Origin of the sequence: Amycolatopsis sp. NPDC059021, from assembly GCF_042739895.1 — a bacterium.
Classification (GTDB): Bacteria; Actinomycetota; Actinomycetes; order Mycobacteriales; family Pseudonocardiaceae; genus Amycolatopsis.
In genome coordinates, this window is the sequence record NZ_JBHYIQ010000031.1 from 38,317 (window position 1) to 62,108 (window position 23,792).

The window sequence follows — 23,792 nt, forward strand, 5'->3', positions numbered from 1 at the left end:
GGGGGGTGCCGGCACCCGCACACCCCGGCATTTGTGGTCGGGGGGGGGGGGGGCGCGCCCGGGGCGGCCCCCCCCCCCCCCCCCCGCCCCCCCCCCCCCCCCCCCACCGCCGGGCTAGGCGGCAGGAGCCCACCGGCTGAGGATCGGGTCCGCGAGCGCGGTGATCGGCCCGCAGAGCGTCTGGCCGTGGCGCGCGAACAGCTCGTCGCGCGAGTCGAATCGGCCCAGGTCCGCGAGTACGGTCGCGGAAAGGTCGCAGGCGGAAGGATTTCCGGGCGTGCAGGTGAGCCCGTCCCAGTCCACCGCGGTGCGGGCGACCGCGTCGAACAAGGTCTCGGCGCCGGTGTTGGTGAACGCGGCGGTGCCGGTGGCCGATGCGGTGATGCCTCCGAAGAGCTCGCCGACCGGGAGCCATTCCTGAGCGACGCGGAATTCCGGCCATGCCAGCAGAACACGCGACGGGACCAGGTACTTCAGGCGAGGGAAGCGCGGATACCAGAACCGCCCGTCGACTACGAGACCGCGTACGCGGGTGGGAATTCCTTTGCCGCGTGCGACTCCCTCGAGAATCGCCAGGCGCTGACTGCACGAGCCTCGACCCCGGCGCAAGGTGCGCGAGATCGGCTGCTTGTCGTTCACCGCGTAGACCGGCCGGACCGACTCCGCGATGAGGCGGTGGGCCGTGCGCAGCCCGGTGAGCTGGTCGCCCTCGGTCTGCTCGGCGAGCGACCGGACCAGTGGATGGTGCCAGTCGAGGATCGGCGTGGGATCGGTGCTGCCCGCGGCGGCCTCGGCGGTGCCGACCGCGCGGCGGCGATACCACCAGGGGGTCACGAGTGCGGTCGCCATGATGCCAGTATGCCCGTCTCATCAGGGCTGATCGAGCTGGGCTACCAGCTTCTTCGGCGCGATCAGGCGGTACGCCTCGACGATGAGCTCCCGCGCTTCCGTCCAGTCCACCGGGACGTCCAGATAGACACCCAGCCAGTCCCGCCCGCCGAACGGCGGCCGGAAGAACCGCTCGGGCTGCTCGGCCACCAGCGCCTCGGTTTCGCCCGGCGGTGACGGGCACCAGAAACCCACCCGGCCTGCCGGTTTGCGCTCGGAAAACGTGACCAGCGCCTTTCCGCGGACCGCCCAGGCGGGCTCGCCGTGGTTGAGGCGTTCGGTGACCTCGGGCAGGGACAGGCACAGCTCCCGTAGTCGTCGCACCGGATCGTCGGCCATACGCTCCATTGTGCCCCGGATCTCAGGGGAGCGCGGCGGCCCAGTGCTGGATGGCCCGTTCGGCGAAGAACCGGATGAGCCGGAGATCGGCGCCCAGGTCGCGGGCTTCGCGGCTGTAGGGCTTGAGGATTTCCGTCCGGTCGCGCGGGCCGCCTTCCTTCGCGTGCACGATCCGGCACCGGATCCGGTACACCCGCTTCACGACATCGGGCCGGTAATCCAGCCCTGGCACCGGATGTGTGTCGGCGCCCGCGCGGAGCACCGGAACGTCCCGGATGAGCCCGTCGTCGGACAGACTGGTCAGCAGATCGTTGCCACGCAGGAAAGCGGCGATCTGCGAAGGCGTGATCGCGAGACCGGCGATGGCGTGCAACCGGTCCACTTCGGACCGTGCCTTGCCTCCCACAGCCGCGGCGGCCCTTGGCATGAAGTATTCCAGCACCTGGTAGTACTTCAGGTATTTCTCCGGCAGATCCCGGCCGGGGGAATTCGCGGCCGCGTAAAGAGAAACCGGGACGACGTCGTACCGTTCCCGGGGAAACCCGATCTTGCCGACGCCGCTTCCGGCGGAACGCCGGTCCGAGGGGTAGTCCGCCTCCCACAACCGCAGCGAAACGCCGGTCGCCTGCACCACTTCGTGGAGGTAGGCCGCGCCGTAGCCGACCAGCAGCTCTTGGGCGGTCTTCGCGTCGGCGGCCTCGAACCCGGTCAGCGCCAGCGCGAGGGTGGGCGCGGTGCGGAATCGCCGGGGATACAACGTCATCAGCTCGTCGTCCGCCGTCACGAGCCGCATCGTCCGCCTGCCCGGCTTCGGCCCCGCCGCGGTTTCGCTGGTCAGGAAGACTCCGCTGCCGGCGAGCCGGTCGCGGACATCCTGGCCCAGCGGGCTGTCGGGGAGGACACCGTCGTCCGGCACCTTCGGCGTCATGATCCGCGCGAGGGCCGGCACCAGTTCGTCGTAGTCCCCGACGACACGGGCCGCGATCGTTCTTTCGCGTTCGCTCCACAGGCCCTGGTGTTCCGGCAGGGGCCGCGCCGAATCCAGGACCCGGGTGAGCGCGCCGAGCTGCTCGGGGGAGCGAAAGCGCACTCGGTGCTCGGGGATTCCCGCTGTGGCAAGGAAGACGACGCGTGCGTCGCTGCGCGGCCCGCGCCCGCCGGACCAGTCGAGGCGGACGTCCCGGCGCGCCCGGATCAAAGTCTGGAGCGCCTGGATCGCCTCGAGGTACGTCATCCGCGACGCTGCGGGCAACGGACCGTCCCCGATCCAGTGCGGCTGTTTCACTGCGACGTCTCAGCCCTCCGGCGGCGGCGCGACGAAAATGCAGAACGGATGCCCGGCCGGATCGGCGTAGACCCGCAGCGGCTCCTCGGGATCCTGGAACCGGTCGTACAACAGCTCGGCGCCCAGCGACAGCGCCCGCTCATGCTGCGCGAGCAGCTCCTCGGCCGTCGGCACGCTCAGGTCGAGATGGAGCATCTGCGGATGCTGCCCGACCGGCCACGTCGGCCGCGGCAGCTCGTCGACCTGCTGGAAGGCGACGTGCGGCGGGCCGGAGGGATTGCGCAGCACCAGCCAGTCCTGCCCCTGTTCGTCCGGTTCTCCCTCGGGTGGCGGCTCGTCCCCCGGCCGGTAGGTCAGGTTCAGCAACTGCCGGTAGAACTCCGCGAGTTTCCGCGCGTCGGTGCAGTCGAGGACCACTTGACGCAGCAAAGGAGCGTCCATGGGGCCCATCGTCGCAGCATCCTCAGGCTCCGGCTACGGCTTCCGGCACCAGGCCGAAACGCCGTCGGTAAGCGGTCGGCGTCAGCCCGGTGTGCCTGCGCAGCTGCACGCGCAGATTCGCGGCCGTGCCGAGGCCGCTCGCGTCGGCCACCGCGTCGAGCCGGAGTTCGCCGCGTTCGATGAGCCGGCAGGCGAGGGCGATCCGCTCGGTCGTCAGCCAGGCCAGCGGTGTGGTGCCGAGTTCGGTACGGAACCGGCGATGCAGGGTCGCCTGGCTGGTCGCAGCACGCGCCGCCAGATCCGCGACGGTGAGTGGCTCGTTCAGACGTCCTCGCGCCCACTCCAGTGTCGGGGCGAGCGAGGTGTCGGGGACGTCCGGCACGGGACGTTCGACGAACTGCCGCTGGCCGCCCGCGCGGTGGCCGGTGAAGACGAGCCGCCTGCTCACCGCGTTCACGATCTCGGCGCCGTGATCGCGGGTGATCACGTGCAGGCTCAGGTCCAGCGCGGCCGCGCTGCCCGCGGCGGTCAGGATGTCGCCGTCGTCGACGAACAGCACGTCGGGTTCGAGCTCGACCCGGGGGAAGCGGGCGGTGAACTCGTCCGCCCAGCGCCAGTGCGTCGTCGCGCGGCGGCCGTCGAGCACGCCCGCCTCGGCGAGGGTGAACGCGCCGGTGCAGAAGCTCATCAGCCGCGCGCCGCGCCCGGCCGCCCGGCGGATCGCGGCGAGCACCGCCGGGTTCGGCGGCACCTGCGGATCGGGACGGTTGGGCACGATCAGGGTGTCCGCGGCCTCGGCGGCGTCGAGCCCGGCGACGCCGGAAAGCGTGAACATGCCCAGGTGCATGCGCACCGACGGCGTGGCGGAGCAGAGCGTGAAGTCGTACCAGGGCCTGCCGAGTTCGGGACGGCGCAGGCCGAACAGTTCGGTCGCGACGCCGAGTTCGAACGGGTTGGACCCCTCGTCCACGAGGACCGCGACCGCATGCGAGGAATCATGCGACATATGCGATTCCTAGCACTCGTGAAGCCGTCGCGCCACGGTGAGGATGGATCTCATGAGTAAGCAACCCCTCGACATCAGCACCGCGCTGGCCGGTTTCGACGCCATCTGGAGCCCGCGCATCGTGGCGAACATCAACGACTACGACGTCCGGATCGCCAAGGTCGCCGGCGAGCACGTGTGGCACGTCCACCGCGACACCGACGAGTTCTTCCTTGTCCTGGAAGGCGAACTCGACATCGCGTTGCGTGACGGGGAAGAGCGCGTCGTGACGCTGCCCCGGGGTTCGCTGTTCGTCGTGCCGCGCGGGGTGTTCCACAAGCCGTCCTCGAAGGAGGGCGCGTCGATCATGGTGATCGAGCCGTCGGGAACGCTCTCGGTGGGCGACGAGCACGACGAGGTCCCCGAGTACGTCGACGTCACCACGGGGCATCCGTTGTGATCCCGGCTGATTTCCGCGGATTGCTTGCCGTATCGGCCTGTGCGCGCTAAGTGTGGAGATCGTGAGCACCGCGGAGATCACCCCGTTCCGGATCGAGATCCCTGAAGCGGACCTGGCGGACCTGGCCGACCGGCTGCGCCGCACGCGCTGGCCGGAACCGGAGCCGGTGCCGGACTGGAGCCAGGGCATCCCGCTCGACTACGTGCGGCGGTTCTGCGAGTACTGGGCGGACGGCTACGACTGGCGGGCCTCCGAAGCGCGCTTGAACGCGTTTGCCCAGTACCGCACGGAAATCGACGGGCTGGGGATCCACTTCCTGCACGCTCGGTCCCCGCATCCGGACGCGTTCCCGCTCGTCATCACGCACGGCTGGCCGGGCTCGATCGTCGAGTTCACCAAGGTGATCGGGCCGCTGACCGACCCGACGGCGTATGGCGGGGACGCCGCCGACGCGTTCCACGTCGTCTGCCCTTCCTTGCCCGGCTACGGTTTCAGCGACAAGCCGGAGCAACCGGGGTGGTCGGTCGAACGGATCGCGTCGGCGTGGGCGGTGCTGATGGAACGGCTCGGCTACAGCCGTTACGGCGCGCAGGGCGGGGACTGGGGCAGCGCCGTCACGATGTTCATGGCCCTGCGGAACCCGGCTCCGCCGGCGGGAATCCACCTCAACATGCCGATGGTGGCGCCGGACAAGGACACGCTCGACGACCTCACCGACGCGGAACGGGCAGCGCTGGCCTCCGCGCGGAACTTCGGCGAATGGGAGTCCGGTTATTCCGGCCAGCAGTCGACCCGGCCGCAGACGCTCGGCTACGGGCTGGTCGATTCCCCGGCCGGGCAGTGCGCGTGGATCCTCGAGAAGTTCCGCGCGTGGACCGACTGCGACGGCGACCCGGAGAACGTGTTCACCCGGGACGAGCTGCTCGACAACATCATGCTGTACTGGCTGCCCGGCACCGGCGCCTCCTCGGCCCGGCTGTACTGGGAAAGCCTCAAGGCCATGCGGAAATGGGCCGCCGAGTCCACAGAGGACACCATCGCCGTGCCGACGGGCTGCTCGATCTTCCCGAAGGAGATCACCCGGCCGTCGCGGCGCTGGGCGGAGAAGCGGTTCACCGACATCCGGCACTGGAACGAACTCGAACGCGGCGGGCATTTCGCCGCGTTCGAGCAACCGGAACTCTTCGTCGAGGAGATCCGGACGTTCTTCCGGCAGGTCCGTTAGTTCACCTGGCGTTCCTGGTCCTTCCAGAACGGTTCGCGCAGTTTGAACTTCTGGATCTTGCCGGTCGCGGTGCGCGGCAGCGCGTCGAGGAATTCGACGCGCTTCGGGCATTTGTACCCGGCGAGGTGCTCACGGCAGTGGGTGATCAGGTCCTCGGCGGAGACCGAACCGTCGGTGACCACGAGCGCGGTCACCAGTTCGCCCCACTTCTCGTCCGGGATGCCGATCACCGCGGCCTCGCGGATCGCCGGATGCGAGTTGAGCGCGTCCTCGACCTCGATCGACGACACGTTCTCGCCGCCGCTGATGATGACGTCCTTCTTGCGGTCGGCGATGGTCAGGTACCCGTCGGTGAAGGTGCCGCCGTCGCCGGTGTGGAACCAGTTGCCCTCCTGGACCCGCGCGGTCTCCTCGGGGTTCTGCCAGTAGCCGTCGAGGTTCGTGTTCGACTGCGCGAGCACCTCGCCGTCGGCGTCGATGGCGATCCGGACGCCGAGGCCGGGCGTGCCCGCGCGGCCGAGGCGGCGGGCCTGCTCGTGCGGGTCGAGATCGGCCCACTCGTACCGCATGCGGTTGATGGTCAGCAGCGGCGCGGTTTCGGTGAGCCCGTAGAGCTGGATGAACTCCCAGCCGAGGTCGGCGCGGACGCGTTCGATGGTGCGGGTCGGCGGCGGCGCGCCGGCCACCACGATGCGGACGTGGTCCCGGCCGGGGATTTCACCGTCCCATGTGGACGCCGCGTCGAGGGCGGCGGAAACCACCGCGGGCGCCGCGCACAGGATCGTGACTCCGTGCTCGTCGATGCGGCGCAGGATCTCGGCGCCGTCGATCTTGCGGAGCACGATGTGCTTGCCGCCGAGGCCGGTCACCGCGTACGGCATGCCCCAGCCGTTGCAGTGGAACATCGGCAGCGTGTGCAGCAGCACGTCGTTGTCGGACAACGTCGTGTGCAGGCCGAAAACGGCGGCGTTGAGCCAGATGTTGCGGTGGGTCAGCTGGACACCCTTGGGGCGCGCGGTGGTGCCGGAGGTGTAGTTGATCGTGGCGGTGGCGGATTCGTCGCCCGCCCAGTCCTGCGGGACGCCGTCCCCGCCGAACACCTTGTCGTCGTCTTCGCCGAGGACGAACACGTGCTTGGCGGTCACGTCGTCGAGCAGGTGCCGCAGCTCCGGGTCGATGAGCAGGACCTCGGCGCCGGAGTGCTCGACGATGTACTTGACCTCGGCCGCCGCGAGCCGGAAGTTGACCGGCACCAGAACCCGGCCCCAGGCCGAGACGCCGAAGAACGAGACGAGCAGCCGCGCGGCGTTGTGCGAAACGATCGCGACCCGGCCGCCGACGGGCACCCCGAGCGTCTCGAGGTTCGCCGCCTGCGCCCTGGCGAGCCGGGCGACGTCCCGGTAGGTCAGTGAACCCCACGAGGGCGCGGGCTGGTCGGGCTCGTCGACCACGGCCACCCGGTCCGGGTACACCAGTTCGGCGCGGTCCAGGAAATCCCGGACACCCAAATCGAAGAACACGTGCCGATCCTCCATCCTCCACAAGCGACGCTGCCCAGGGGCCGATGATGACCCGCGGCCGGTGATCACACCACCCCAAAAGTGGGGTGCTCAGCGCAGCAGGCCGAGCGAACGCGCCTTGTTGACCGCCTGGATCCGGTTGGTGACGTCGAGTTTGCGCATCGCGTGCTTCAGGTACGACTTCACCGTGTTGGGCAGCAGCCCGAGATTCGCCGAGATCTCGTCGTTCGTGCAGCCGAGGCCGGCCTGTTCGAGCACTTCGGTCTCGCGCGGGGAAAGCAGGCCGGTCGCGGGCGCGGGCGGCTCCAGCCGGTCGCACACCTTGAGCAGCGCGGCACGCGTGTCCTCGTCGGTGATCGCGGCGGCGATCGAGACGAGTTCGGCGCGCAGCTCGCGCACGTCCCCGGCGGCCAGCGTCCCGGGCGCGGGCGCCACCGCGAGCCGCCGCCGGACCTCTTCCTCGACCAGGATGTCGCGTTCGAGCCGGGCGACGACGTCGAGCGCGGCCCGGAGCACGCGGTCACCGATGGGGACCTGCGCGCGGGTCCCGGCGTAGAGCACCGCGCGGGTGGCGGCCCCGGTGCGCACGGGTACCGCGAGCATCGTGCCGATCCGCTCGGGCGCCACGGCACGGTCGTACGAATGGGTGATGCTCTTCGCGCTCAGGTAGTCGGTCACCGTCGAGATCCGGGACAACGCCAGCGCCTTGCCGCCGAGCCCGGCGCCCGCGGCCACGCGCAGGTTTTCGAGCGACCGCGTCTGTGTGCCGCGGAGCTGGTCGATCACCAGCGTGTCGCCGGTGACGGAACCGCCGAACGTCACGGCCAGCCCGGTCACCCGCTGCAGCACGGGCAGCGTTTTGGCGAGTGCCTGCCCCAGCGTGATCGGTGTCGTCATGCGTGCGGTCCTCACCTCCGGTGACGCCCGTCCACCGTACGCCATCGCCGGCGATGTTCTCGCGTGTGGAACGCCGGTGTGGTTCGCTGACCAGGGTGGACTTCGAGACGGTGGCCGACGCGCTCTACGCGGGAGACCCCGCCGAGTTCGTCACCGCGCGCAACGCCGCGGCGCGCGAAGCCAAGGCGGCGGGGGACGCCGCGCTCGCGGACCGGATCCGCGCCCTGCGCAAGCCGACGATCGCGGCGTCGGTGGTGAACGGGCTGGCACGGGCGGACTCGGCGTCGCTGGCCGAACTCGCCGAACTGGGCCCGGCCCTGCGTGACGCGCACGCGAAGCTGGCCGGGGCCGAGCTGCGGACGCTCACCCAGCGCAGGCACGAACTGATCCGGCAGATCATGCGCACCGAAGTCCCGCGGTTGAGCGAACCGGTGGCCAGGGAGGTCGAAGCGACGCTGGAGGCGGTCGCCGCCGATCCGGAGACCGCCGGACTCGCCCTCGCGGGCAGGCTGACGTCGATGATCACGCAGCAGGACAGTGACCAGTGGCTGACGTTCGCGGCGGCGCCCGCGAGCATCAAGACCAAGCGGAAACCGGAGAAGCCGGAAAAGCCCGGGAAAACCGCACCGCCGAAGGCCCGGCCGAAACCGGCGAAGAACGTGACGTCGCTCGAACCGGCCCGCCGCAAGCGCGAGCAGGAGAAGGCCGAGCGGGAACGGCGGGAAGCGGCCGAACGCGCGAAACGGGAACGCGAGGAGCGCGAGCGGCTGCGGCGCGCGGCGCAGGCACTGGCCAAGGAACGCGATCAGGCGCAGCGTGATCTGGTACGCGCGGAACGCGTCGCGGACCAGGCGAACGCGCGGGTCGAGGAACTGCGGACCCGGCTCGCGGACGCCGAGGACCGCGCCGAGCAAGCGGGCAACGACCTCGAAGCCGCCCGCACCGCGTTCGCCGAAGCCGAGGAAGCGGCGCGAAAAGCGCACGAGGCGGCCGAAAGATCGTGAGCCGCCCCGTGCGCCGGAGAACCTACGGCTCGACGACGATCACCGCGGTCAGCGAGTGTCCGACACCGAGGCCCGCACGCGGGCGGCGTTCGAAGTCGAGCAGCGTCGTGGCGAGCGCCTTCGCCTCCTCCGCAGACCCCAGGGTGTCGCCGGTGCCGAAGGCTTCGTCGACGATGGAATTCCACTCCCGCGCCCAATCCTGGAAGAACTCGAGGATCGGGGCGGGCGCGCCCTCGGCGGGCGGGGTGAACCGGAGTTCGTCGCGCGACGCGGCCTGGCCGCGGTAGAGGTCGTTGACCAGTGTCCGGTACGGCGGTATCGCCGGGTTGAACGTCCGGGTCGCGGTGTGCCGCCCCAGCAGGACCGAACGGTCGAAGAATGTCGTGCGGAGATCGCCCGCCCCGGCTCGGGCCGCGGCCTGCTCGACGACCGCGCCGAGAGAATCGCGGTCGTAACAGGTCATCATCTCCTCGACCTGCTCGTCCACGTCTTCGAAGAACGTCATCGCGTAGTTCCAGCGGGACAGGTGCCACTGCGGCGTCCACTCGACGGAGTACCGCCCGAGGACGTCGACCACCACCGCGCTCGGCCGCGTCCGGGTCGCCGCCCGGCGCAGGATGGCGGTCAGTACGTCGGTGGTCTCGTCGGTAGTCAGATGCGAGTAGGGCACCCCGCACGAGAGATAGAGGTCGAAGTCCTTGTCCGGCAGCGCGGCCCTGGCGTCGCCCTCGACGAAGCGGACCCCGGGTTCGGGATACAGGGAGCGGGCCGTCTCGACCATGGCCGCGTCGGCGTCGAGGCCGACGTAGTCCAGCGCGAGCCCGGCTGTCACCGGCGATTCGCCGTCGGCCGCGTGCCGCAGCAGCCGGAGCCCGTCGGCGGTGCCGCAGCCGATGTCGAGCACCCGGAGGGGAGCACCGGGCGGCAGGCGCAGGCCGCTCACCGCGTGCCCGAACTGCCGCCGCGTCACCACCTCCTCCATCAGCACCTTGACCGGGTCACGCCTGCGTGCGGACAGGTAGTGCGATGCGGCGGACGAGTAGGTCGACACCTCACGCATTCCTTTCGTCGGGGGACGGGAAATAGCGCAGCAGCAGGGTCGCGCCGTCGGTGAGGACGGACGCCAGCGCCGCCCCCGCGGGAAGGAAATCCGCGCCGACCGCGATCCGGTCGGCGGTGCCCGCGACGAGCAGCGGTGAGAGGGTGAGCCGGACTTCGTCGACCAGGCCCGCTTCGAGCAGCGACGCGAAGAGCCGTGGTCCGCCTTCGCAGTCGATGCGGCCGAAGCCCCGTTCGACGAGGGTAGCGATCGCCAGCCGGAGGTCCACCTCCTCGCGGCCTGCCACGAGGACCTCCGCGCCCGCTGCCGACCAGGCGGCCACGAGCGCGGGCGGGGCCTGTTCGCTGGTGATGACGATCGTCGGCACCGAGGCCCCGGTGAGCACCGGCGCGTCGGGCGGGAGCGACTGCCCCGAGGTGACCACCGCGATCGGCGGCACCGGGGCCAGTCCGTGCCGTCGCCGTCGCTCGGCGGTGCGCTCGTCCGGGTGGATGCCGTCGAAGGCCTCGATGGTCGCGGTGCCCGCGCCGAGCAGGACGACGTCGGCGAGATCGCTGCCCAGCTGGTAGACCACGCGATCGGTCGGATTGGACAGGCCCGCGGACTTGCCGCCGATCTCGACCGCGCCGTCCACGCTGGAGACGAAGTTGACGGCGAGCCACCTGGGGTCCGCCGGGTAGCGGTAGAGCTGTTCGAGGTCGTCGTCGCCGAGCGCGCGTTCCGGGCCGGGCCAGATCTGCCGGATCACAGCCACCGGACCGCGTTGGCGGGCGGGCGGGTGCCGACGATGCTCGCGACCATCTCGACCACGTGCCGGGTTTCCCGGACCTGGTGGGCGCGGAACATCGCGGCGCCCTGCTCGGCGCAGAGGGCGGTCGCGGCGAGGGTGCCGATGACCCGGTCGTCCATCTCGACGTCGAGCGTCTCCCCGACGACTCCCTTGTTCGACAGCGCCATCAGCACCGGCCAGCCGGTGTCGACTAGTGCCTTGACGTTCCGGAGCACGGTCAGTGACTGGTAGGTGTTCTTGGAGAAGTCGATGCACGGGTCGATCATGATGCCCTCGCGGGGCACGCCCTTGCCGATGGCACGTTCGGCCAGCTCGGTGGTGTCCGCGACGACCGAGGCGACGACGTCGTCGTACTGGGGCCGGATCGGGTCGGTGCGCGGGGCGAGCCCGTCGGTGTGCGAGCAGACGTAGCCCGCGCCGTACTGGCCCGCGACGTCCAGGATCTCGGGGTCCGCGGCGGCCCAGCTGTCGTTGACGAGGTCGGCCCCGGCGGCGCAGAAGGCGTCGGCCGCTTCGGCGCGGTAGGTGTCCACGCTGATCACCACGTCCGGGTAGGTCTCCCGGACCCAGTGGAGCGTCGGGAGCACCCTGGCGATCTCCTCGGCGACGGTGACCTCGGGCCCGGGGCTGGCCGGCACGCCCCCGATGTCGATGACGTCGGCCCCGTCCTCGAGCGAGCGTCGCACGGCCTCCCTGGCGCGTTCCTCGGCGAACGTCGCACCGTGGTCGTAGAACGAGTCCGGGGTGCGGTTGACGATCGCCATGATCAGCGCGTGGTCGCCGGCTAGCCGGCGGCCTCGGAAGACCAGGTCGGGGGTTTTCATGCGTGCTCTCCTGTGCGTGCCGCGGGCGGTGTTGCCCGGACGATCATAGGTGAGCCTTCAACGAATCCCGGGGTTTCTTCGGTGTTCTTACCCTGGACGGCGGATCGACCGGCGGCGCGGGGCGCTCGCGGGATCTCGGACCCGTCGGTTCTTCGCCGGGAGGTGGCGGGCGTCGCTGCCGAAGGCCACCTCGCCGCTGGCGTCCGTGATCAGGAGGCGATGGCCTCGTTGATGGCTAACAGTTCCTGTGCGGTGCGAGTCGCGGAGAACTCGATGACGTCGTAGCGGGCGAGACGTTGCAGGACGAACGGGTCCGTGGCCAGGACCGCGTCCAGTTTGCCGCGGTGCAGGGGGCGGGTCAGGATCACCTGGTCGGCGTTGCCGGTCCCTTTTCCGGAGACGAGGAACAGGCCCCGTGCGAACTGCTTGCGCAACCAGGCGCTGTGGTCGGGCAATGCGTAGTCGACTTCCTCGGTGGGCGCTGTGTAGCGCAACAATGCGATGTACATAATGCAAGAGTAGAACTCGTACGGTCGTTCTCGCACGCTTCCAGACGAGTGGTTAATACCACTGGCAATACTTCGACAAAGAATCTCTGATCGTCCTTTACTTCTGCTTTTCCATTAATGATCGAAGACGGAATCGGCGACGCCGGGGTGTCCTGTCGAAACCGTCGCGTGTTCGCCGCCGCGCGGTTCCGGAGCTTCCGGAGGTGTGCCGGTAGTCGTCACCATGGGTGTCCGGCCGACTCCGAACAGGTGACCATCCGTGCGGGCCGCCCGGCCGGATATCCGGACCGGAAAGCTGCCGCATGGGCACTGAGCAGCCAATTTCGGGCAAGCTCGGACACTGGGCGTACCGCTGGGCTCGTCACGGCGGGAAACTTCTGTCGGTGGGCGCAGCGCCGGGTACAACCCCGAGTGTCCGGCGCTGCGTCGTCTGGGGAAGTCGTCGACAGCCCACCGGGATACGCAAATATGCGTACGTCGGTTGTCGTCACCGGACGGACGCGTTCTCCGGTCCGGCACCCGACACTTGAGCCCATGATGACAATCATGGGGACGGCGGGAATACGGACCGCGGGCGCGGCGCTGGGCGCGATCTGGCGCGACGGCCGGAAGATCGAACGGACGGCCTACGCGGTCGGCGCGGTGTTGTTCCTCAGCGGATTCATGACCGCGGTCGTCCTGCTCCTGACCGGTGGTTCCTGGCTGGGCCCGGTTTCGCTGCGCAAGGCCGTGACGTTCGGGCTTTCGTTCGGGCTGACGCTGATTTCGGTCGCCTGGGCCACGTCGTACGTGAAGATGCGCCCGGTCCTGCGCCGACCGCTGCTCGGCGTGTTCACCGGTGCGTGCGTCGCCGAGGTGACGCTGGTGAGCATGCAGGCGTGGCGCCGCGTGCCCTCGCACTTCAACTTCGAAACGGGCTTCGACACCGCGGTCTCGATGACGCTCGCCGCGGGCGGCGCCGTGATCATCCTGACCCTGCTGTGCTTCACCGTCGCGGCCATGGCCGACCCCCGCGTGCTCAGTCCGAGCATGCGGCTCGCGGTGCGCTTCGGCCTGCTGGTGCTGCTGGTGGCGCTGGCCACCGGCGCGGTGATGATCGCGCGCGGTGTCGTGCTCGCGCGGGGCGGCGAGCCGCAGCTGGCCTACACGACCGCGGGATCGCTGAAGCCGCTGCACGCCGTCGCCATGCACGCGATCCTCGTGCTGCCGGGGCTGGCCTGGCTGCTGCGGTTCACCCGATGGGACGAGCGACGGCGGCTGCGGATCGTCTGGCTCGCCGTCGCCGCCGACGCCGTCTTGACGACCGTGGTGGGTATCGCGTCGTTCACCGGGTGGTGAGGGTTTCGCGGACGTGCGGGAGGAGGTCAAGGGCGGCGGCCTCTTCCGGGGGCAGCCAGGCGAAGTCGTCGTGCTCCCCGGGATTGAGCGCGACGCCGGCGTCCGCGGTTTCGGTGGCGTCGTAGACGATCGCGTGGACGAGCAGGTCGCGGCCGGTGACGTCGCGCCAGGTGTGCCTGCTGCGCTCGCCGGTCACCGTGATCGTGAGCCCGGCCTCCTCGGCGGCCTCGCGGACAGCGGTCCGCTCCGGTGGCTCGCCGGGTTCGACCGTGCCGCCGGGCAGCTCCCATTTGCCGCCGAGGAAATTCTCCGGATGACGGCGCAGGAACAACACCGTCTCACCGCGTGGAATCCAGGTGTACGCGAGGTGTTTCTCCGACGGCTCACTCATGCGAACGATCTTCGCACGGTGATGATTGCCTCGATCCGTCCCCGCGACGTGGATGCTTCACACATATGATCATCGGATGATATCCTGACAGCACTGTTACTTCACTGGGGGTGAAGCGAGTTTGTACCCGGAAATCGAGCCCTACTGGCACGGAATGCTCGACGTGGGTGACGGAAACCAGGTGTATTGGGAGGAATGCGGTAATCCGGACGGGAAACCCGCGGTCGTGCTGCACGGCGGCCCCGGTTCGGGGTGCACGCCGTACGCGCGGCGTTATTTCGATCCCGCCCGGTATCGCATCATCCTGTTCGACCAGCGCGGCTGCGGGCGCAGCACCCCGCACGCGAGCGAGCAGGACGTGGACCTTTCGGCCAACACCACCTGGCATCTGATCGGCGACATGGAGCTGCTGCGCACGATGCTCGGTATCGAGCGCTGGCAGCTTTTCGGCGCCTCGTGGGGATCCGCGCTCGCGATCACCTACGCGGTCCGTCATCCGGACCGGGTTTCGGAGCTGGTGCTGGCGTGCGTTTCGATGGGCAGGCGGACCGAGACCGAACTGCTCATCCGGGGCCTCGGCCCGCTCTTTCCCGAAGCGTGGGAACGGTTTCGCGCCGGAGTGCCGGAAAGCAGCCGGGACGGTGATCTCGCCGGTGCCTATCACCGCCTGCTTTTCGATCCCGATCCGGACGTCCGGGCGAAGGCCGCGAAGGACTGGTGTGACTGGGAATCGGCGATAGTCCCGACCTCGCCGCGGAATCCGCGGTTCGAGGACGCGAGGTTCCGGCTGGCGTTCGCGCGCATCGTGACTCATTACTTCGGGAACGGTTCCTGGCTCGAGGAGGACATGGCGCTGCGGCACGCGGAGCGGCTCGCCGGCATTCCCGGCGTGGTCATCCAGGGCAGGCTCGACCTGTCCAATCTCAGCGGCACGCCGTGGGAACTCGTCGCCGCGTGGCCGGAGGCCGAGCTGGTCCTGATCGACGACACCGGGCACGGCGGGAGCGCCGAGCTCACCGCCGCGCGGGTGGCCGCCACCGATCGCTTCGCGCACGCCGTCTCACCACACCGTTCGTCCCCGCGCTGAACGCGGCGGCAGCACGACCCCGCCCGCCGCGAGCGTGCGGACGAGCTGGGCCAGCTGTTCGGGGCGGGTGTCCTTGAGGATGAACCCGGCCGCGCCCGAACGCAGGGCCTTCACGACGTAGCTGTCGGAGCCGAACGTCGTCAGTATCGCCACAGGCGTCTGCGGCGTCGTCTCGCGGAGCTGCCGGAGGATCGTGAGGCCGTCGACGTCGGGCATCCGGATGTCGAGCAGCACGACGTCCGGTCGATGGCCGGTGACGGCGGCCATCGCCTCGGCACCGGTGGCGGTGGCGACGACCCGGACATCGCCCGCCGCGTTCAGGATCAGTTCCAGTCCCGTCCGCACCAGCGCCTCGTCGTCGACCACGACCACCCGGATCACCTTCGGCTCCGCGCTCCGATCAGTAGTCAAAGTCGCTGTAGTCGGCGGAAACCGCGTCGTGCGCGTCGAACCCGGCGTACCCGGCATCGGCGCCGTCGTGGTGCCCGGCCGCGTATCCGTCCGACCAGGCGCCGGCGGCGGCCGCCCCGGCCATTCCGGCGAACAGCCCGCCGACCACGACCGCCGCGCCGAGCCCCCACGCGCCGCCGATCAGCGCGGGCTTCCACCACGGCGTGCTGTACCAGCCCTGCGGCACCGGTCGGCCCGCCACCTCGCCGCCGGGGTAGTAGTGCGGGGTGTTCTCGCCCGGCTGCGGCGAAGCCTCGTAGGTCTGGCCGTCGACCTCGACCCTGCGGTGCTCGGTGACCGCGCCCGCCTTGGCGCGTTCCTCGGCGCCCGGCAGGGCGGGGCCGGGGTCGAGATCCATCGCGACCCGCGCGGCCCGGATGTAGTACAGCCCTTCGAGCGCGGTTTCCCTTGCCAGCTCGGCCTGTTCGGCCGTCCGTGCCTGTTCGAGCTGGCTGCCCGCGGCGTGGTACCGCTCCGACGCGTCCGCGAGCGCCTGCTTCGAGGCCTCGTTCGTGCCGACGAGCTGGAGGACCTGCCCGCCGAGCCGTTCCACCCAGCGGCGTGTCTCGGCCTTCGTGTCTTCCAGCTGACGTTGCCTGGCCGCGGCCTGGGCGCGGGACACGAAGATCGCGCCGACCGCGACGGCCACGAGCACGATCAGGACGATCGCGATGCCCATCGGTGACTCCCGGATCGAGGAGGGGGCCGGGCGGCGGACACCGCGCCGGACGGCCCGAGGACCGTGCCTCCAGCCTGGCCGGACGAGCAGGCCCGCCACCATCCGTTGACCGTCCGGCGCGGGCCCGCCGGTCGGCGGGATTTCGCCCCCGCCGGTCAGCTAGCGGAAAGCGGCAGCCGCAGGCGGACCCGGTAGCCGCCCTCGGGCGAAGGCGCCGCTTCGAAGGAGCCGCCGAGCAGTTCGGCCCGCTCCCGCAGCCCGATGAGACCGTGCTGCGCGCTGGGCAGGCTCAGCGTCGGGCGGGTGGGCCGTCCATTCACGACAGTGACGTCGACCTCGGTCGCGGTGTGTCCGATGTGGAGGGTGACGCTCGCGCCCGGCGCGTGCTTGCGCGCGTTGGTCAGCGCCTCCTGGATCGTGCGGTAGATGGCGCGCTGCTGGGGTGCGCCGAGGCCGGTGGGCAGCTCGCCGTGCCGTTCGACCGGGATGCCGCTGGTCGCGATGAGCCGCTCCAGTTCGGCCAGCGTCGGCTGCGGGGTCAACTCGGTCGGCTGGCTGCCCGAGGCACGCAGCAGCGTCACCATGTGCCGCAGCTCGTCGAGGGTGTTCACGCTGAGCTCGCGGATGGTCGACGCGGCCTCCTTCGTCCCGGAGTCGGGCGCGCCGACCTGCAGCGCGCCCGCGCTGACCGCGATCAGGCTGACCTGGTGCGAGACCACGTCGTGCATTTCCCTTGCCAGCTGGGTGCGTTCCCGTGCCAGGGTCGTCTGCTCGATGAGCAGCCGCTCCTGCTCGCGCGCCTGTTCGATCTCGTCGATCCGCACCGACAGCTCGCGCCCGGTCCTGGCGAGCATGCCGAGGAACACCGGCGCCGCCGCGGTCATCGTCGAGTAGATCAGCCCGAGCAGCACGTCGTCGTGCGACAGCTCCAGCATCGGCGGCCACGGCGTGGCGTAGCCGAGCGCTCCCGCCGCCATGCAGCCGCCCAGCAGCCAGCGATTGCGGTAGTGGCAGCCGACGGTGTACAGCGCGATGAGCGCGGGGACGACGGACTGCGAGACGACCATCGAGGGGAACGTGATCACCAGCACGGTGAGCGGGAACGACCGGCGCAGCAGGAGCGCCACTGTCGCGATCGCCGCCGCGCTGAACTCGTATGGTGTGGCGTGCTTGGCGTTGAGCCAGGTGTCGAGCGCCGCCAGCCCGACCGGCGCGAGGTCGAAGACCCACGACGGCAGCCTGCGTGTCCACGGCCACAGCCGGTTCATCGCTCGTCACCGGCCAGCAGGCCCGCACGCTGCGCGAGCAGCGCCGCCTGCACCCGGCTGGCCACCTTGAGCTTGGTCAGGATCGCGCTCACGTGGTCCTTGACCGTGCCGACCGACAGATGGACGGCGGCGGCGATCTCGGCGTTCGACAGCCCGTCGGCGATGAGCACGAGGATTTCGCGCTCCCGCTCGCTGAGCCTGCCGACGCTCGCGGTCGCGGCCGGATCCTCGCGGCCTTCGAGATACCGGTCGACCACCGACCGGGTGACCTTCGCCGACAGCACCACGCCGCCGCCCGCCAGCGTGCGCACCAGGTGCGCGAGCTGGTCGGGATCGGTGTCCTTGAGGATGAACCCGGCGGCTCCCGCGCGCAGCGCCGCGGCGATGTACTCGTCGGAGTCGAACGTCGTCAGCATCGCGACCACGGGCGGTTCGGGCAGCCGCCGGATCCGCCCGAGCACGGTGAGGCCGTCGACGTCGGGCATCCGGATGTCGAGCAGCACGACGTCGGGCCGGTGCCGGGTGATCTCGTCGAGGGCCTCGCCGCCGGCGGCGGTGGCGACGACCTCGATGTCGCCCGCGGCGTTGAGGATCAGCCGGAATCCGGACCGCACCAGCGCTTCGTCGTCCACCACAACAACACGGATCACCCTGGCGCTCCTGCCCGCTCTAGTCCTCGTTGCCGACGATAGCCCAGTCACCCGGCGGGGCGATTTCCCGCCGATCGGCGGGGCCGTCCGCGCTGGTGCGCGGATGGTCCGCGCGATCATTGCGGTCCACAGTAGACGGAGAGAACACGCGAAGGGGATCGGCGGATGGAACAGCGGTACGACCGGGACGCGGCAGAACAGTGGTTCCGGCGGCGAGGGCTGCCCGCCGTCGTCAAGGGCCGCCCGCGGAGCTTGCTGGTGCGCGTCGTCCCGGCACTGGCGTTCGCCGCGGTGTGGCAGCTGCTCGTCATCACCCTGGACGTCGTCGACGGCGGCACGGAAGCGGAGTTCGAGCGCCGGCTGGAGAACGACCTGTTCCTGGTGGGCTATTACGGCCTGTTGCTGTCGCTGGTCGTGGCCCCGGCACTGGCCGCGTGGCTGACCACGAAATGGGTCCGCTGGGCGGTGCTCCGCCATCGGGGGACGACCGTCGCCTCGGTCGCGATCGCGGTGTACGTGCTGGTGCTGCCGATCGCGTGGCTGCTGGGCCCGGACGAGGACCCGCTGCCGGTCACGATCCCCGCGCACGCCGTCGTGGTCCTTCTGCTGTTCGGTATCGCCTTTCTCGGTGGCGGCTCGATCGTGGGCTGGTCGGCGCGTTCGGCGGTGCGGCAGGCCAAGAGCCTCGGCGAGCTGACCAGCCGGGCGCTCCCGCTGTTCCTGCTGTTCACCCTGTTCGGGTTCTTCACCGCGGAGATCTGGCAGTTCGCCGCTTCGGTGGAACGGAAGCGGATGTGGTGGGTCGTCGCGCTGTTCGTCGTGGTGGCCGTGCTGTTCATGCTCACGATGCTCTCGGAGGAGGTGCGCCGCCTCACCTCGCTGCGCAACGCCACGGTCGCGCTGGACAAGCTCGCAGGCACCCCCTTCCAGCCGTTCGCGCGGGCCGTCGCGGACACCGACCGGGTCCCGCTGACGAAGCTGGAACGCGCCAACATGGTGCTGGTCCTCGTGCTCACCCAGGCGTTCCAGACGCTCGTTTTCGCTACGCTGACCTTCGTCTTCTTCGTGACGTTCGGCAAGATCGCGCTCAAGGACGAGGTGATCAAGGCGTACGCGACCAGTGGGCCCACACCGGGAACGCTGTTCGGCATCCAGATTCCGGTGCCCAACGAACTGCTCCAGGTCTCGCTGTTCATCGCGGCCTTTTCCGCGGTGTACTTCACCTCGTCCACGGTGACGGACGAGAAGTACCGCGTCGCGTTCTTCGACCCGCTCACCGATCACCTCGCGGTCAGTCTCGCCGCTCGTGACGTCTATCGAGCGAGACTCGCCGAGACGACGTGAACGCCTTCCTCGACATCTCGGTCATCGACGGCTGGCTCCCGGTCGTCGTGGTGGTCTTCGGTGTGACAGGGGCCGTCGCGCTGCTGGCGCGGCGGGGAAGGACGTGGTGGCTCAAGGTCGTCCCGGCGATCACCGCGAGCACGGTCGTGGCGTGCGTGCTCGTCGAATGGCTGCTCGGGTCGGTGCTGCGGCTGTTCCCCGACGCGCTGCCGCTCACCGTGGTGCTCTGGGGCGGCGCCGGGGTGTGGGCGCTCGGTCTCGCGGTGGCGAGCCAGTGGCGGACGCCGTGGTGGCGCAGGCTCGCCGCGGTGTGCGGTGCCTTGCTAGTGCTGCTGACCTCGGTGCTGGGGATCAACGCCTACTACGGGCAGTACCCGACGATCCGGGCCGTGCTCGGCGTCGATCCGGTCAACGAGGTGGCGATGGCGCACCTCCCCGCGCCGGTGCCCGAACCGGTGCCGCCGCGGCCGGGCCGGGCGCTGCGGGACATCTGGCGCCCGCCGCCGGACCTGCGCCGCTCCGGCGTGCTGGTGAAGATGCCGATCCCGGCGGTGAAGGCGGCGTTCACCCCGTCCCGCCCGGCCTACATCTACCTGCCCCCGGCCTACTTCGCGCCGAACCGGCCGCTGCTGCCGGTGCTGATGCTGTTGCACGGCCAGCCCGGCGCGCCCGCCGACTGGGTGCGCGGTGGACAGTTGTCCACGATGATGGACGGCTACGCGGCCACCCACCACGGCATCGCGCCGGTGGTGGTCATGCCCGACACGACCGGCGGCCACTTCGCCAACCCGCTGTGCCTGGATTCCCGGCTCGGCGCCGCGGAGACCTACCTCGCCGAGGACGTCCCGGCGTGGATCAGGGCGAACCTCCAGATCGACCCGGCGCCCCGGCACTGGGCCGTCGCCGGCTCGTCCTACGGCGGCACCTGCGCATTGCAGCTCGCCGTGCGCAGGCCCCAGCTCTTCCCGTCCTTTGTGGACATATCGGGGGAGGACGAGCCGACGCTGGGCTCGCGCCGCCGGACCGTCGACGAGGCTTTCGGCGGTGACGAACGGAAATTCGCCGAGATCAACCCGATCGACGTCCTCGGGCGCGTGAAACTTCCCGGCAGCGCGGGAATCCTGACCGTCGGCGAGGGGGACACCGCCGGGATGGCGCAGCAGCGCAAAGTGCTCGAAGCCTGCCGCCGCAACGGCCTCCCGGTCCACCTCATCAAGGTCGGCGGCGCGCACAACTGGTTTGCCTGGAACGCGGGCATGGTCCGTTCGCTGGACTGGCTGGGCAAACGGCTGGGCGTCACCCATGGGTAGTGACGGGTTTCCGACAGCCTGCCGAATTCTTTGAACCCTTCCGGGAAGGTGACCGTATCACCGGGTAGGAGGCACCACCGGCAAGGGAGAACCCATGCGTCGACGCCTGCTAGCCGCCGTTCTCGGGCTGGCCGCGGTATTCATGACCGGATGTTCGATGACGGCGGGCGGAGCGGGTGGGGGAGGCGGCGCGGGGCAGAACCAGGCCGACGTCGAGTTCTCCACCATGATGATCCCGCACCACCGGCAGTCCGTGGTGGTTTCCGCGCTGGCGCTGAAACGCAGCCAGGACGAGTTCGTGCGGCACATGGCCACGGAGATCACGGAGAAGGAGAACGCCGAGATCGACCGGATGTCGGGCTGGCTGCGCTCATGGAACGTCGCGGTCCCGGTCGCCGGCGACCACGCGAGCCACGCCATGCCGGGCATGCTCACCGCCGCCGAATTGCAGTCCCTCGACGAATCCTCCGGCGCCGCCTTCGACAAGACCTGGACCGCCCTGCTGGCCAAACACCTCGGCCACGGCGTCGACATGGCGAAAACAGCGCTGTCCCAAGGAAGTCACCCCGGGACGAAGGAACTCGCCCAGCAGATCGTCACCGACCAGTCCGCCGAAATCACCCAGCTCAACTCCCGCATCCCCTGACCCGCGCAGGTCGATTCGAACGGGTGAGGTTGCCGCCGGTCCGGTCTCAGCGCGCACTCAGCCGCTAGGATGGCGGTATGACCGCAGCCGCGCACTACCCTGAGTCACCTCGTCCGTCGGACGTCGACGGACTGGAGGCGTCTCCTGAGTGGTCGGGGGACGCGGACGCGGCGGCGAAGTTCAGCTCACCGGAAGCGATCCGGGCGGCATTATTGCCGGAGCAGCTCGACGAATTCGACGCTGCGTTCGAGGCCGCGCTCGTCGCCGCGCGGCAGACATTGCGGCTGGATCGGCTGCGGGAAGTGCTTCGTACCTGGCGGCGGGTAGCGTTGCTGACCGAGCGTGATCCCGATGGTTACCGCCGGATGCTGGCAAACGCTGCCGAGGCGCACCGTACCGGACGGCCGCGGCCCGGCAGCGTGACGTGGGACAAGCTCCAGGCGGAACTCGGTATCTGACCTGCGCTTTCACTTTCAGGTCAGGACCAGCACGTGGCGTACTCGATCGACATCGACCCTGACGCGCGCGACCAGATCCGTGCTCTGCCGTCGGACGGAGTCGCCGCGTTCGCCGAGGCGATGACGGTGCTCTCGCTGGTGCCCAAACGAGGTGAACCGCTCAATGCCGACAATCCGGAGGGCGGCATGTACCACCTGCCTTTCGGAGACGGCCGGGGCCTGATCACCTATCTACTGCTGACCGACCAGGACCAGGTCCATGTGCTCCTCGTGACCTGGGTGTCCTTCGAGTGATCGCCTTCAATCACGTGAGATCGCCCCCCGATCACGCGAGATCGCCCTTCGGAACAAGCCGAGGGGTCACGAGCAGGGCAGGCCCGCTCACGCGTTGTCCGCGCAGTAGACCCGTTGCCCTTCCACGAACGTCATCGCCACCCGCGTGTCGGCGATGGCGGAAACGGGGCCGTCGAAGGGATTTCGGTCGAGCAGCACCAGATCGGCGAGATTCCCGGTCTTGATGCGCCCGGTGTCGTCGGCGTGATTGACGTAGGCGGCTCCCGAGGTGTACGCGTCGATCGCGGCGGCGAGCCCGATCCGTTGTTCCGGCAGGAAGCTCTCGGCGTCCGAACCGGGGCTGATCCGGTTCACCGCGACGTGGATGCCCTGCAGCGGATCCGGGCTGGTGACCGGCCAGTCGCTGCCCGCGGCGAGAGTGGCGCCGGAGTTGAGCAGGGCGGCGAACGGGTACTGCCAGCGAGCGCGTTCCTTGCCGAGGAACGGGATCGTCAGCTCGTCCATCTGCGGTTCGTGGGCCGCCCACAGCGGCTGGATGTTCGCCACCGCGCCCAGCAGCGCGAACCGGTGGATGTCTTCGGGGTGCACGATCTGCAGGTGGGCGAGATGATGCCGGTTTCCCCGGTGGCCATTGGTCTCCCTGGCCAGCTCGACGGCGTCGAGTGCCTCGCGGACGGCGCGGTCGCCCAGCGCGTGGAAATGCACCTGGAAGTCCAGCAGGTCCAAAGCGGACACATACTCGCCGAGCCGGTGCGGGTCGACGAAGCTGATCCCGCGGTGCGCGCCCGAACAACCGCAGCCACCCAGATACGGGTCGATCATCGCGGCGGTGTGGTTCTCGGCGATCCCGTCCTGCATGATCTTGACCGTCCGCGCCTTCAGCCGCGGATAGCGGAATCGTGCGCGTTTCGCCACCAGCTCGTCGATCTGCTCGGCACCGCGGTCGCGATCCCACCACAATGCGCCCGAGACCCGCGCGGTCAGCTTCCCGCTCGCGGCGGCCTCGAGGTAGGTGTCACTCGGGTCGGGCATCCCGCCGTACGCGCCGAGCAGCGCGTCCTGCCACGCCGTGATCCCCAGCGAGTGCAGGAGATCCTGGGCGCGCAACAGGCCGTCGAAGATCTCGGCCGGCGTGGCTTCGGGGACGAGCTTGCCGACGAGCCCCATCGCGCCTTCCTGCAGCGTCCCGCTCGGCTCCCCGTCGGCGTCGCGCTCGATCCGGCCGTCCGCGGGGTCCGGGGTGTGCCGGGTGATCCCGGCCAGTTCCAGCGCCCGCGAGTTCACCCACGCGCCGTGGTGGTCGCGGTTGACCAGGAACACCGGCCGATCGGCGACGAGGGTGTCGAGTTGCTGCCGTGCCGGGAGTCCGCCCGGGAACGCTTCCAGTGACCAGCCGCCGCCGGTGATCCAGGCGGCGTCCGGTTTCCGGCGCGCGTACCCGGCGATCACCCGGGTGTACTCCGCGAGCGTGTCCACTTCGGACAGATTGCACAGCCCGAGCTCGTAACCCCCGCCGACGGCGTGGATGTGCGCGTCCTGGAAACCGGGCAGCAGCAGCCTGCCCCGCAGCTCGATCACCTCGGTCTTCGGGCCGGTCAGCGCTTCGACGTCGGCGCCGAGCGCGCTGATCCGGCCCGCCGGGGGAGCCCG

28 protein-coding genes are annotated in these 23,792 nt (G+C 70.0%); 10 read left to right on the forward strand and 18 right to left on the reverse strand.

Features of this window, described 5'->3' with window-relative positions:
• Window positions 1–114 precede the first annotated feature (114 nt).
• From ACFWX1_RS19855 to ACFWX1_RS19875, 5 genes are read right to left on the reverse strand one after another with little or no spacing between them, the layout of a single operon-like run.
• The gene (locus ACFWX1_RS19855) at window positions 115–849 is read right to left on the reverse strand and encodes a transglutaminase domain-containing protein (protein WP_378389267.1); all 735 of its coding nucleotides are present in this window, start codon (window positions 847–849) and stop codon (window positions 115–117) included.
• A 21-nt stretch (window positions 850–870) separates the two neighbouring features.
• Window positions 871–1,227 (reverse strand): MmcQ/YjbR family DNA-binding protein, encoded by a 357-nt coding sequence (locus tag ACFWX1_RS19860; protein WP_378389269.1) that lies wholly within the window; start codon window positions 1,225–1,227, stop codon window positions 871–873.
• Window positions 1,228–1,249: 22 nt separating this feature from the next.
• Complete coding sequence (locus ACFWX1_RS19865; protein WP_378389271.1) at window positions 1,250–2,461, reverse strand: hypothetical protein; 1,212 nt, start codon at window positions 2,459–2,461, stop codon at window positions 1,250–1,252.
• A gap of 60 nt (window positions 2,462–2,521) precedes the next feature.
• Window positions 2,522–2,962 (reverse strand): VOC family protein, encoded by a 441-nt coding sequence (locus ACFWX1_RS19870; RefSeq protein ID WP_378389273.1) that lies wholly within the window; start codon window positions 2,960–2,962, stop codon window positions 2,522–2,524.
• A 13-nt stretch (window positions 2,963–2,975) separates the two neighbouring features.
• On the reverse strand, window positions 2,976–3,959 hold the full coding sequence (locus tag ACFWX1_RS19875) for a helix-turn-helix domain-containing protein (RefSeq protein ID WP_378389275.1): 984 nt from the start codon (window positions 3,957–3,959) through the stop codon (window positions 2,976–2,978).
• 52 nt (window positions 3,960–4,011) lie between these two features.
• Here ACFWX1_RS19875 and ACFWX1_RS19880 point away from each other — a divergent pair, with 52 nt between their 5' ends.
• Window positions 4,012–4,398 (forward strand): cupin domain-containing protein, encoded by a 387-nt coding sequence (locus ACFWX1_RS19880; RefSeq protein WP_378389277.1) that lies wholly within the window; start codon window positions 4,012–4,014, stop codon window positions 4,396–4,398.
• A 61-nt stretch (window positions 4,399–4,459) separates the two neighbouring features.
• Window positions 4,460–5,623 carry an epoxide hydrolase family protein gene (locus tag ACFWX1_RS19885; RefSeq protein ID WP_378389279.1) on the forward strand — a complete coding sequence of 388 codons (1,164 nt, stop codon included), beginning with the start codon at window positions 4,460–4,462 and terminating at the stop codon, window positions 5,621–5,623.
• On the opposite strand, the gene ACFWX1_RS19890 is transcribed toward ACFWX1_RS19885, so the two are convergent.
• Entirely contained in the window at window positions 5,620–7,143 is a 1,524-nt protein-coding gene (locus tag ACFWX1_RS19890; RefSeq protein WP_378389281.1) for an AMP-binding protein, read from the reverse strand. The two genes, ACFWX1_RS19885 and ACFWX1_RS19890, sit on opposite strands and share 4 nt — an antisense overlap.
• Window positions 7,144–7,233: 90 nt before the next feature.
• Window positions 7,234–8,040 carry a response regulator transcription factor gene (locus ACFWX1_RS19895; RefSeq protein ID WP_378389283.1) on the reverse strand — a complete coding sequence of 269 codons (807 nt, stop codon included), beginning with the start codon at window positions 8,038–8,040 and terminating at the stop codon, window positions 7,234–7,236.
• A 53-nt stretch (window positions 8,041–8,093) separates the two neighbouring features.
• Here ACFWX1_RS19895 and ACFWX1_RS19900 point away from each other — a divergent pair, with 53 nt between their 5' ends.
• A complete protein-coding gene (locus ACFWX1_RS19900) occupies window positions 8,094–9,044 on the forward strand; it encodes a hypothetical protein (RefSeq protein WP_378389285.1) in 951 nt (316 codons plus the stop codon).
• Window positions 9,045–9,066: 22 nt separating this feature from the next.
• Here ACFWX1_RS19900 and ACFWX1_RS19905 read toward each other — a convergent pair whose 3' ends face one another.
• The 4 genes from ACFWX1_RS19905 to ACFWX1_RS19920 all read right to left on the reverse strand — a co-directional run bounded on the left by ACFWX1_RS19905 (window position 9,067) and on the right by ACFWX1_RS19920 (window position 12,227).
• A complete protein-coding gene (locus ACFWX1_RS19905; protein ID WP_378389287.1) occupies window positions 9,067–10,095 on the reverse strand; it encodes a class I SAM-dependent methyltransferase in 1,029 nt (342 codons plus the stop codon).
• A gap of 1 nt (window position 10,096) precedes the next feature.
• On the reverse strand, window positions 10,097–10,852 hold the full coding sequence (locus tag ACFWX1_RS19910; protein WP_378389367.1) for a pyrimidine reductase family protein: 756 nt from the start codon (window positions 10,850–10,852) through the stop codon (window positions 10,097–10,099).
• Window positions 10,849–11,718 carry a dihydropteroate synthase gene (gene folP / locus ACFWX1_RS19915; protein ID WP_378389289.1) on the reverse strand — a complete coding sequence of 290 codons (870 nt, stop codon included), beginning with the start codon at window positions 11,716–11,718 and terminating at the stop codon, window positions 10,849–10,851. Before folP ends, ACFWX1_RS19910 begins: the two co-directional genes overlap by 4 nt.
• Before the next feature lie 209 nt (window positions 11,719–11,927).
• Window positions 11,928–12,227, reverse strand: coding sequence for a YciI family protein (locus tag ACFWX1_RS19920; RefSeq protein WP_378389291.1), 300 nt, complete (start codon window positions 12,225–12,227; stop codon window positions 11,928–11,930).
• Between the two features lie 546 nt (window positions 12,228–12,773).
• On the opposite strand from ACFWX1_RS19920, the gene ACFWX1_RS19925 reads away from it, so the two are divergent.
• Window positions 12,774–13,565, forward strand: a complete 792-nt coding sequence (locus ACFWX1_RS19925; protein ID WP_378389369.1) for a hypothetical protein — start codon at window positions 12,774–12,776, stop codon at window positions 13,563–13,565.
• Here the strand turns inward: ACFWX1_RS19925 and ACFWX1_RS19930 are convergent.
• Window positions 13,552–13,956 (reverse strand): NUDIX domain-containing protein, encoded by a 405-nt coding sequence (locus ACFWX1_RS19930; RefSeq protein WP_378389293.1) that lies wholly within the window; start codon window positions 13,954–13,956, stop codon window positions 13,552–13,554. The genes ACFWX1_RS19925 and ACFWX1_RS19930 overlap by 14 nt on opposite strands.
• A gap of 121 nt (window positions 13,957–14,077) precedes the next feature.
• Between ACFWX1_RS19930 and pip the strand changes: the two genes are divergently transcribed.
• Window positions 14,078–15,043: a prolyl aminopeptidase gene (gene pip, locus ACFWX1_RS19935; protein ID WP_378389295.1), complete on the forward strand. Its 966-nt coding sequence runs from the start codon at window positions 14,078–14,080 to the stop codon at window positions 15,041–15,043.
• On the opposite strand, the gene ACFWX1_RS19940 is transcribed toward pip, so the two are convergent.
• The 5 genes from ACFWX1_RS19940 to ACFWX1_RS19960 all read right to left on the reverse strand — a co-directional run bounded on the left by ACFWX1_RS19940 (window position 15,017) and on the right by ACFWX1_RS19960 (window position 18,238).
• Window positions 15,017–15,424 (reverse strand): response regulator transcription factor, encoded by a 408-nt coding sequence (locus ACFWX1_RS19940; protein ID WP_378389297.1) that lies wholly within the window; start codon window positions 15,422–15,424, stop codon window positions 15,017–15,019. The two genes, pip and ACFWX1_RS19940, sit on opposite strands and share 27 nt — an antisense overlap.
• A gap of 19 nt (window positions 15,425–15,443) precedes the next feature.
• The gene (locus ACFWX1_RS19945) at window positions 15,444–16,172 is read right to left on the reverse strand and encodes a hypothetical protein (protein WP_378389299.1); all 729 of its coding nucleotides are present in this window, start codon (window positions 16,170–16,172) and stop codon (window positions 15,444–15,446) included.
• Window positions 16,173–16,327: 155 nt separating this feature from the next.
• Window positions 16,328–17,440, reverse strand: coding sequence for a sensor histidine kinase (locus ACFWX1_RS19950; RefSeq protein WP_378389301.1), 1,113 nt, complete (start codon window positions 17,438–17,440; stop codon window positions 16,328–16,330).
• Complete coding sequence (locus ACFWX1_RS19955) at window positions 17,437–18,090, reverse strand: response regulator transcription factor (protein ID WP_378389303.1); 654 nt, start codon at window positions 18,088–18,090, stop codon at window positions 17,437–17,439. The genes ACFWX1_RS19950 and ACFWX1_RS19955 overlap by 4 nt, the downstream gene beginning before the upstream one ends.
• A gap of 19 nt (window positions 18,091–18,109) precedes the next feature.
• Complete coding sequence (locus ACFWX1_RS19960; RefSeq protein ID WP_378389305.1) at window positions 18,110–18,238, reverse strand: hypothetical protein; 129 nt, start codon at window positions 18,236–18,238, stop codon at window positions 18,110–18,112.
• A 17-nt stretch (window positions 18,239–18,255) separates the two neighbouring features.
• Between ACFWX1_RS19960 and ACFWX1_RS19965 the strand changes: the two genes are divergently transcribed.
• From ACFWX1_RS19965 to ACFWX1_RS19985, 5 genes are all read left to right on the forward strand, one after another.
• Window positions 18,256–19,434: a hypothetical protein gene (locus tag ACFWX1_RS19965; protein ID WP_378389307.1), complete on the forward strand. Its 1,179-nt coding sequence runs from the start codon at window positions 18,256–18,258 to the stop codon at window positions 19,432–19,434.
• A complete protein-coding gene (locus ACFWX1_RS19970) occupies window positions 19,431–20,744 on the forward strand; it encodes an alpha/beta hydrolase (RefSeq protein WP_378389309.1) in 1,314 nt (437 codons plus the stop codon). Before ACFWX1_RS19965 ends, ACFWX1_RS19970 begins: the two co-directional genes overlap by 4 nt.
• Before the next feature lie 94 nt (window positions 20,745–20,838).
• Window positions 20,839–21,390 (forward strand): DUF305 domain-containing protein, encoded by a 552-nt coding sequence (locus tag ACFWX1_RS19975; protein WP_378389310.1) that lies wholly within the window; start codon window positions 20,839–20,841, stop codon window positions 21,388–21,390.
• 77 nt (window positions 21,391–21,467) lie between these two features.
• On the forward strand, window positions 21,468–21,848 hold the full coding sequence (locus ACFWX1_RS19980; protein ID WP_378389312.1) for a DUF6247 family protein: 381 nt from the start codon (window positions 21,468–21,470) through the stop codon (window positions 21,846–21,848).
• 33 nt (window positions 21,849–21,881) lie between these two features.
• Window positions 21,882–22,142 carry a hypothetical protein gene (locus ACFWX1_RS19985; RefSeq protein ID WP_378389314.1) on the forward strand — a complete coding sequence of 87 codons (261 nt, stop codon included), beginning with the start codon at window positions 21,882–21,884 and terminating at the stop codon, window positions 22,140–22,142.
• An 87-nt stretch (window positions 22,143–22,229) separates the two neighbouring features.
• Here ACFWX1_RS19985 and ACFWX1_RS19990 read toward each other — a convergent pair.
• On the reverse strand, window positions 22,230–23,792 hold a 1,563-nt coding region (locus ACFWX1_RS19990; protein WP_378389316.1), incomplete at its 5' end, for an amidohydrolase.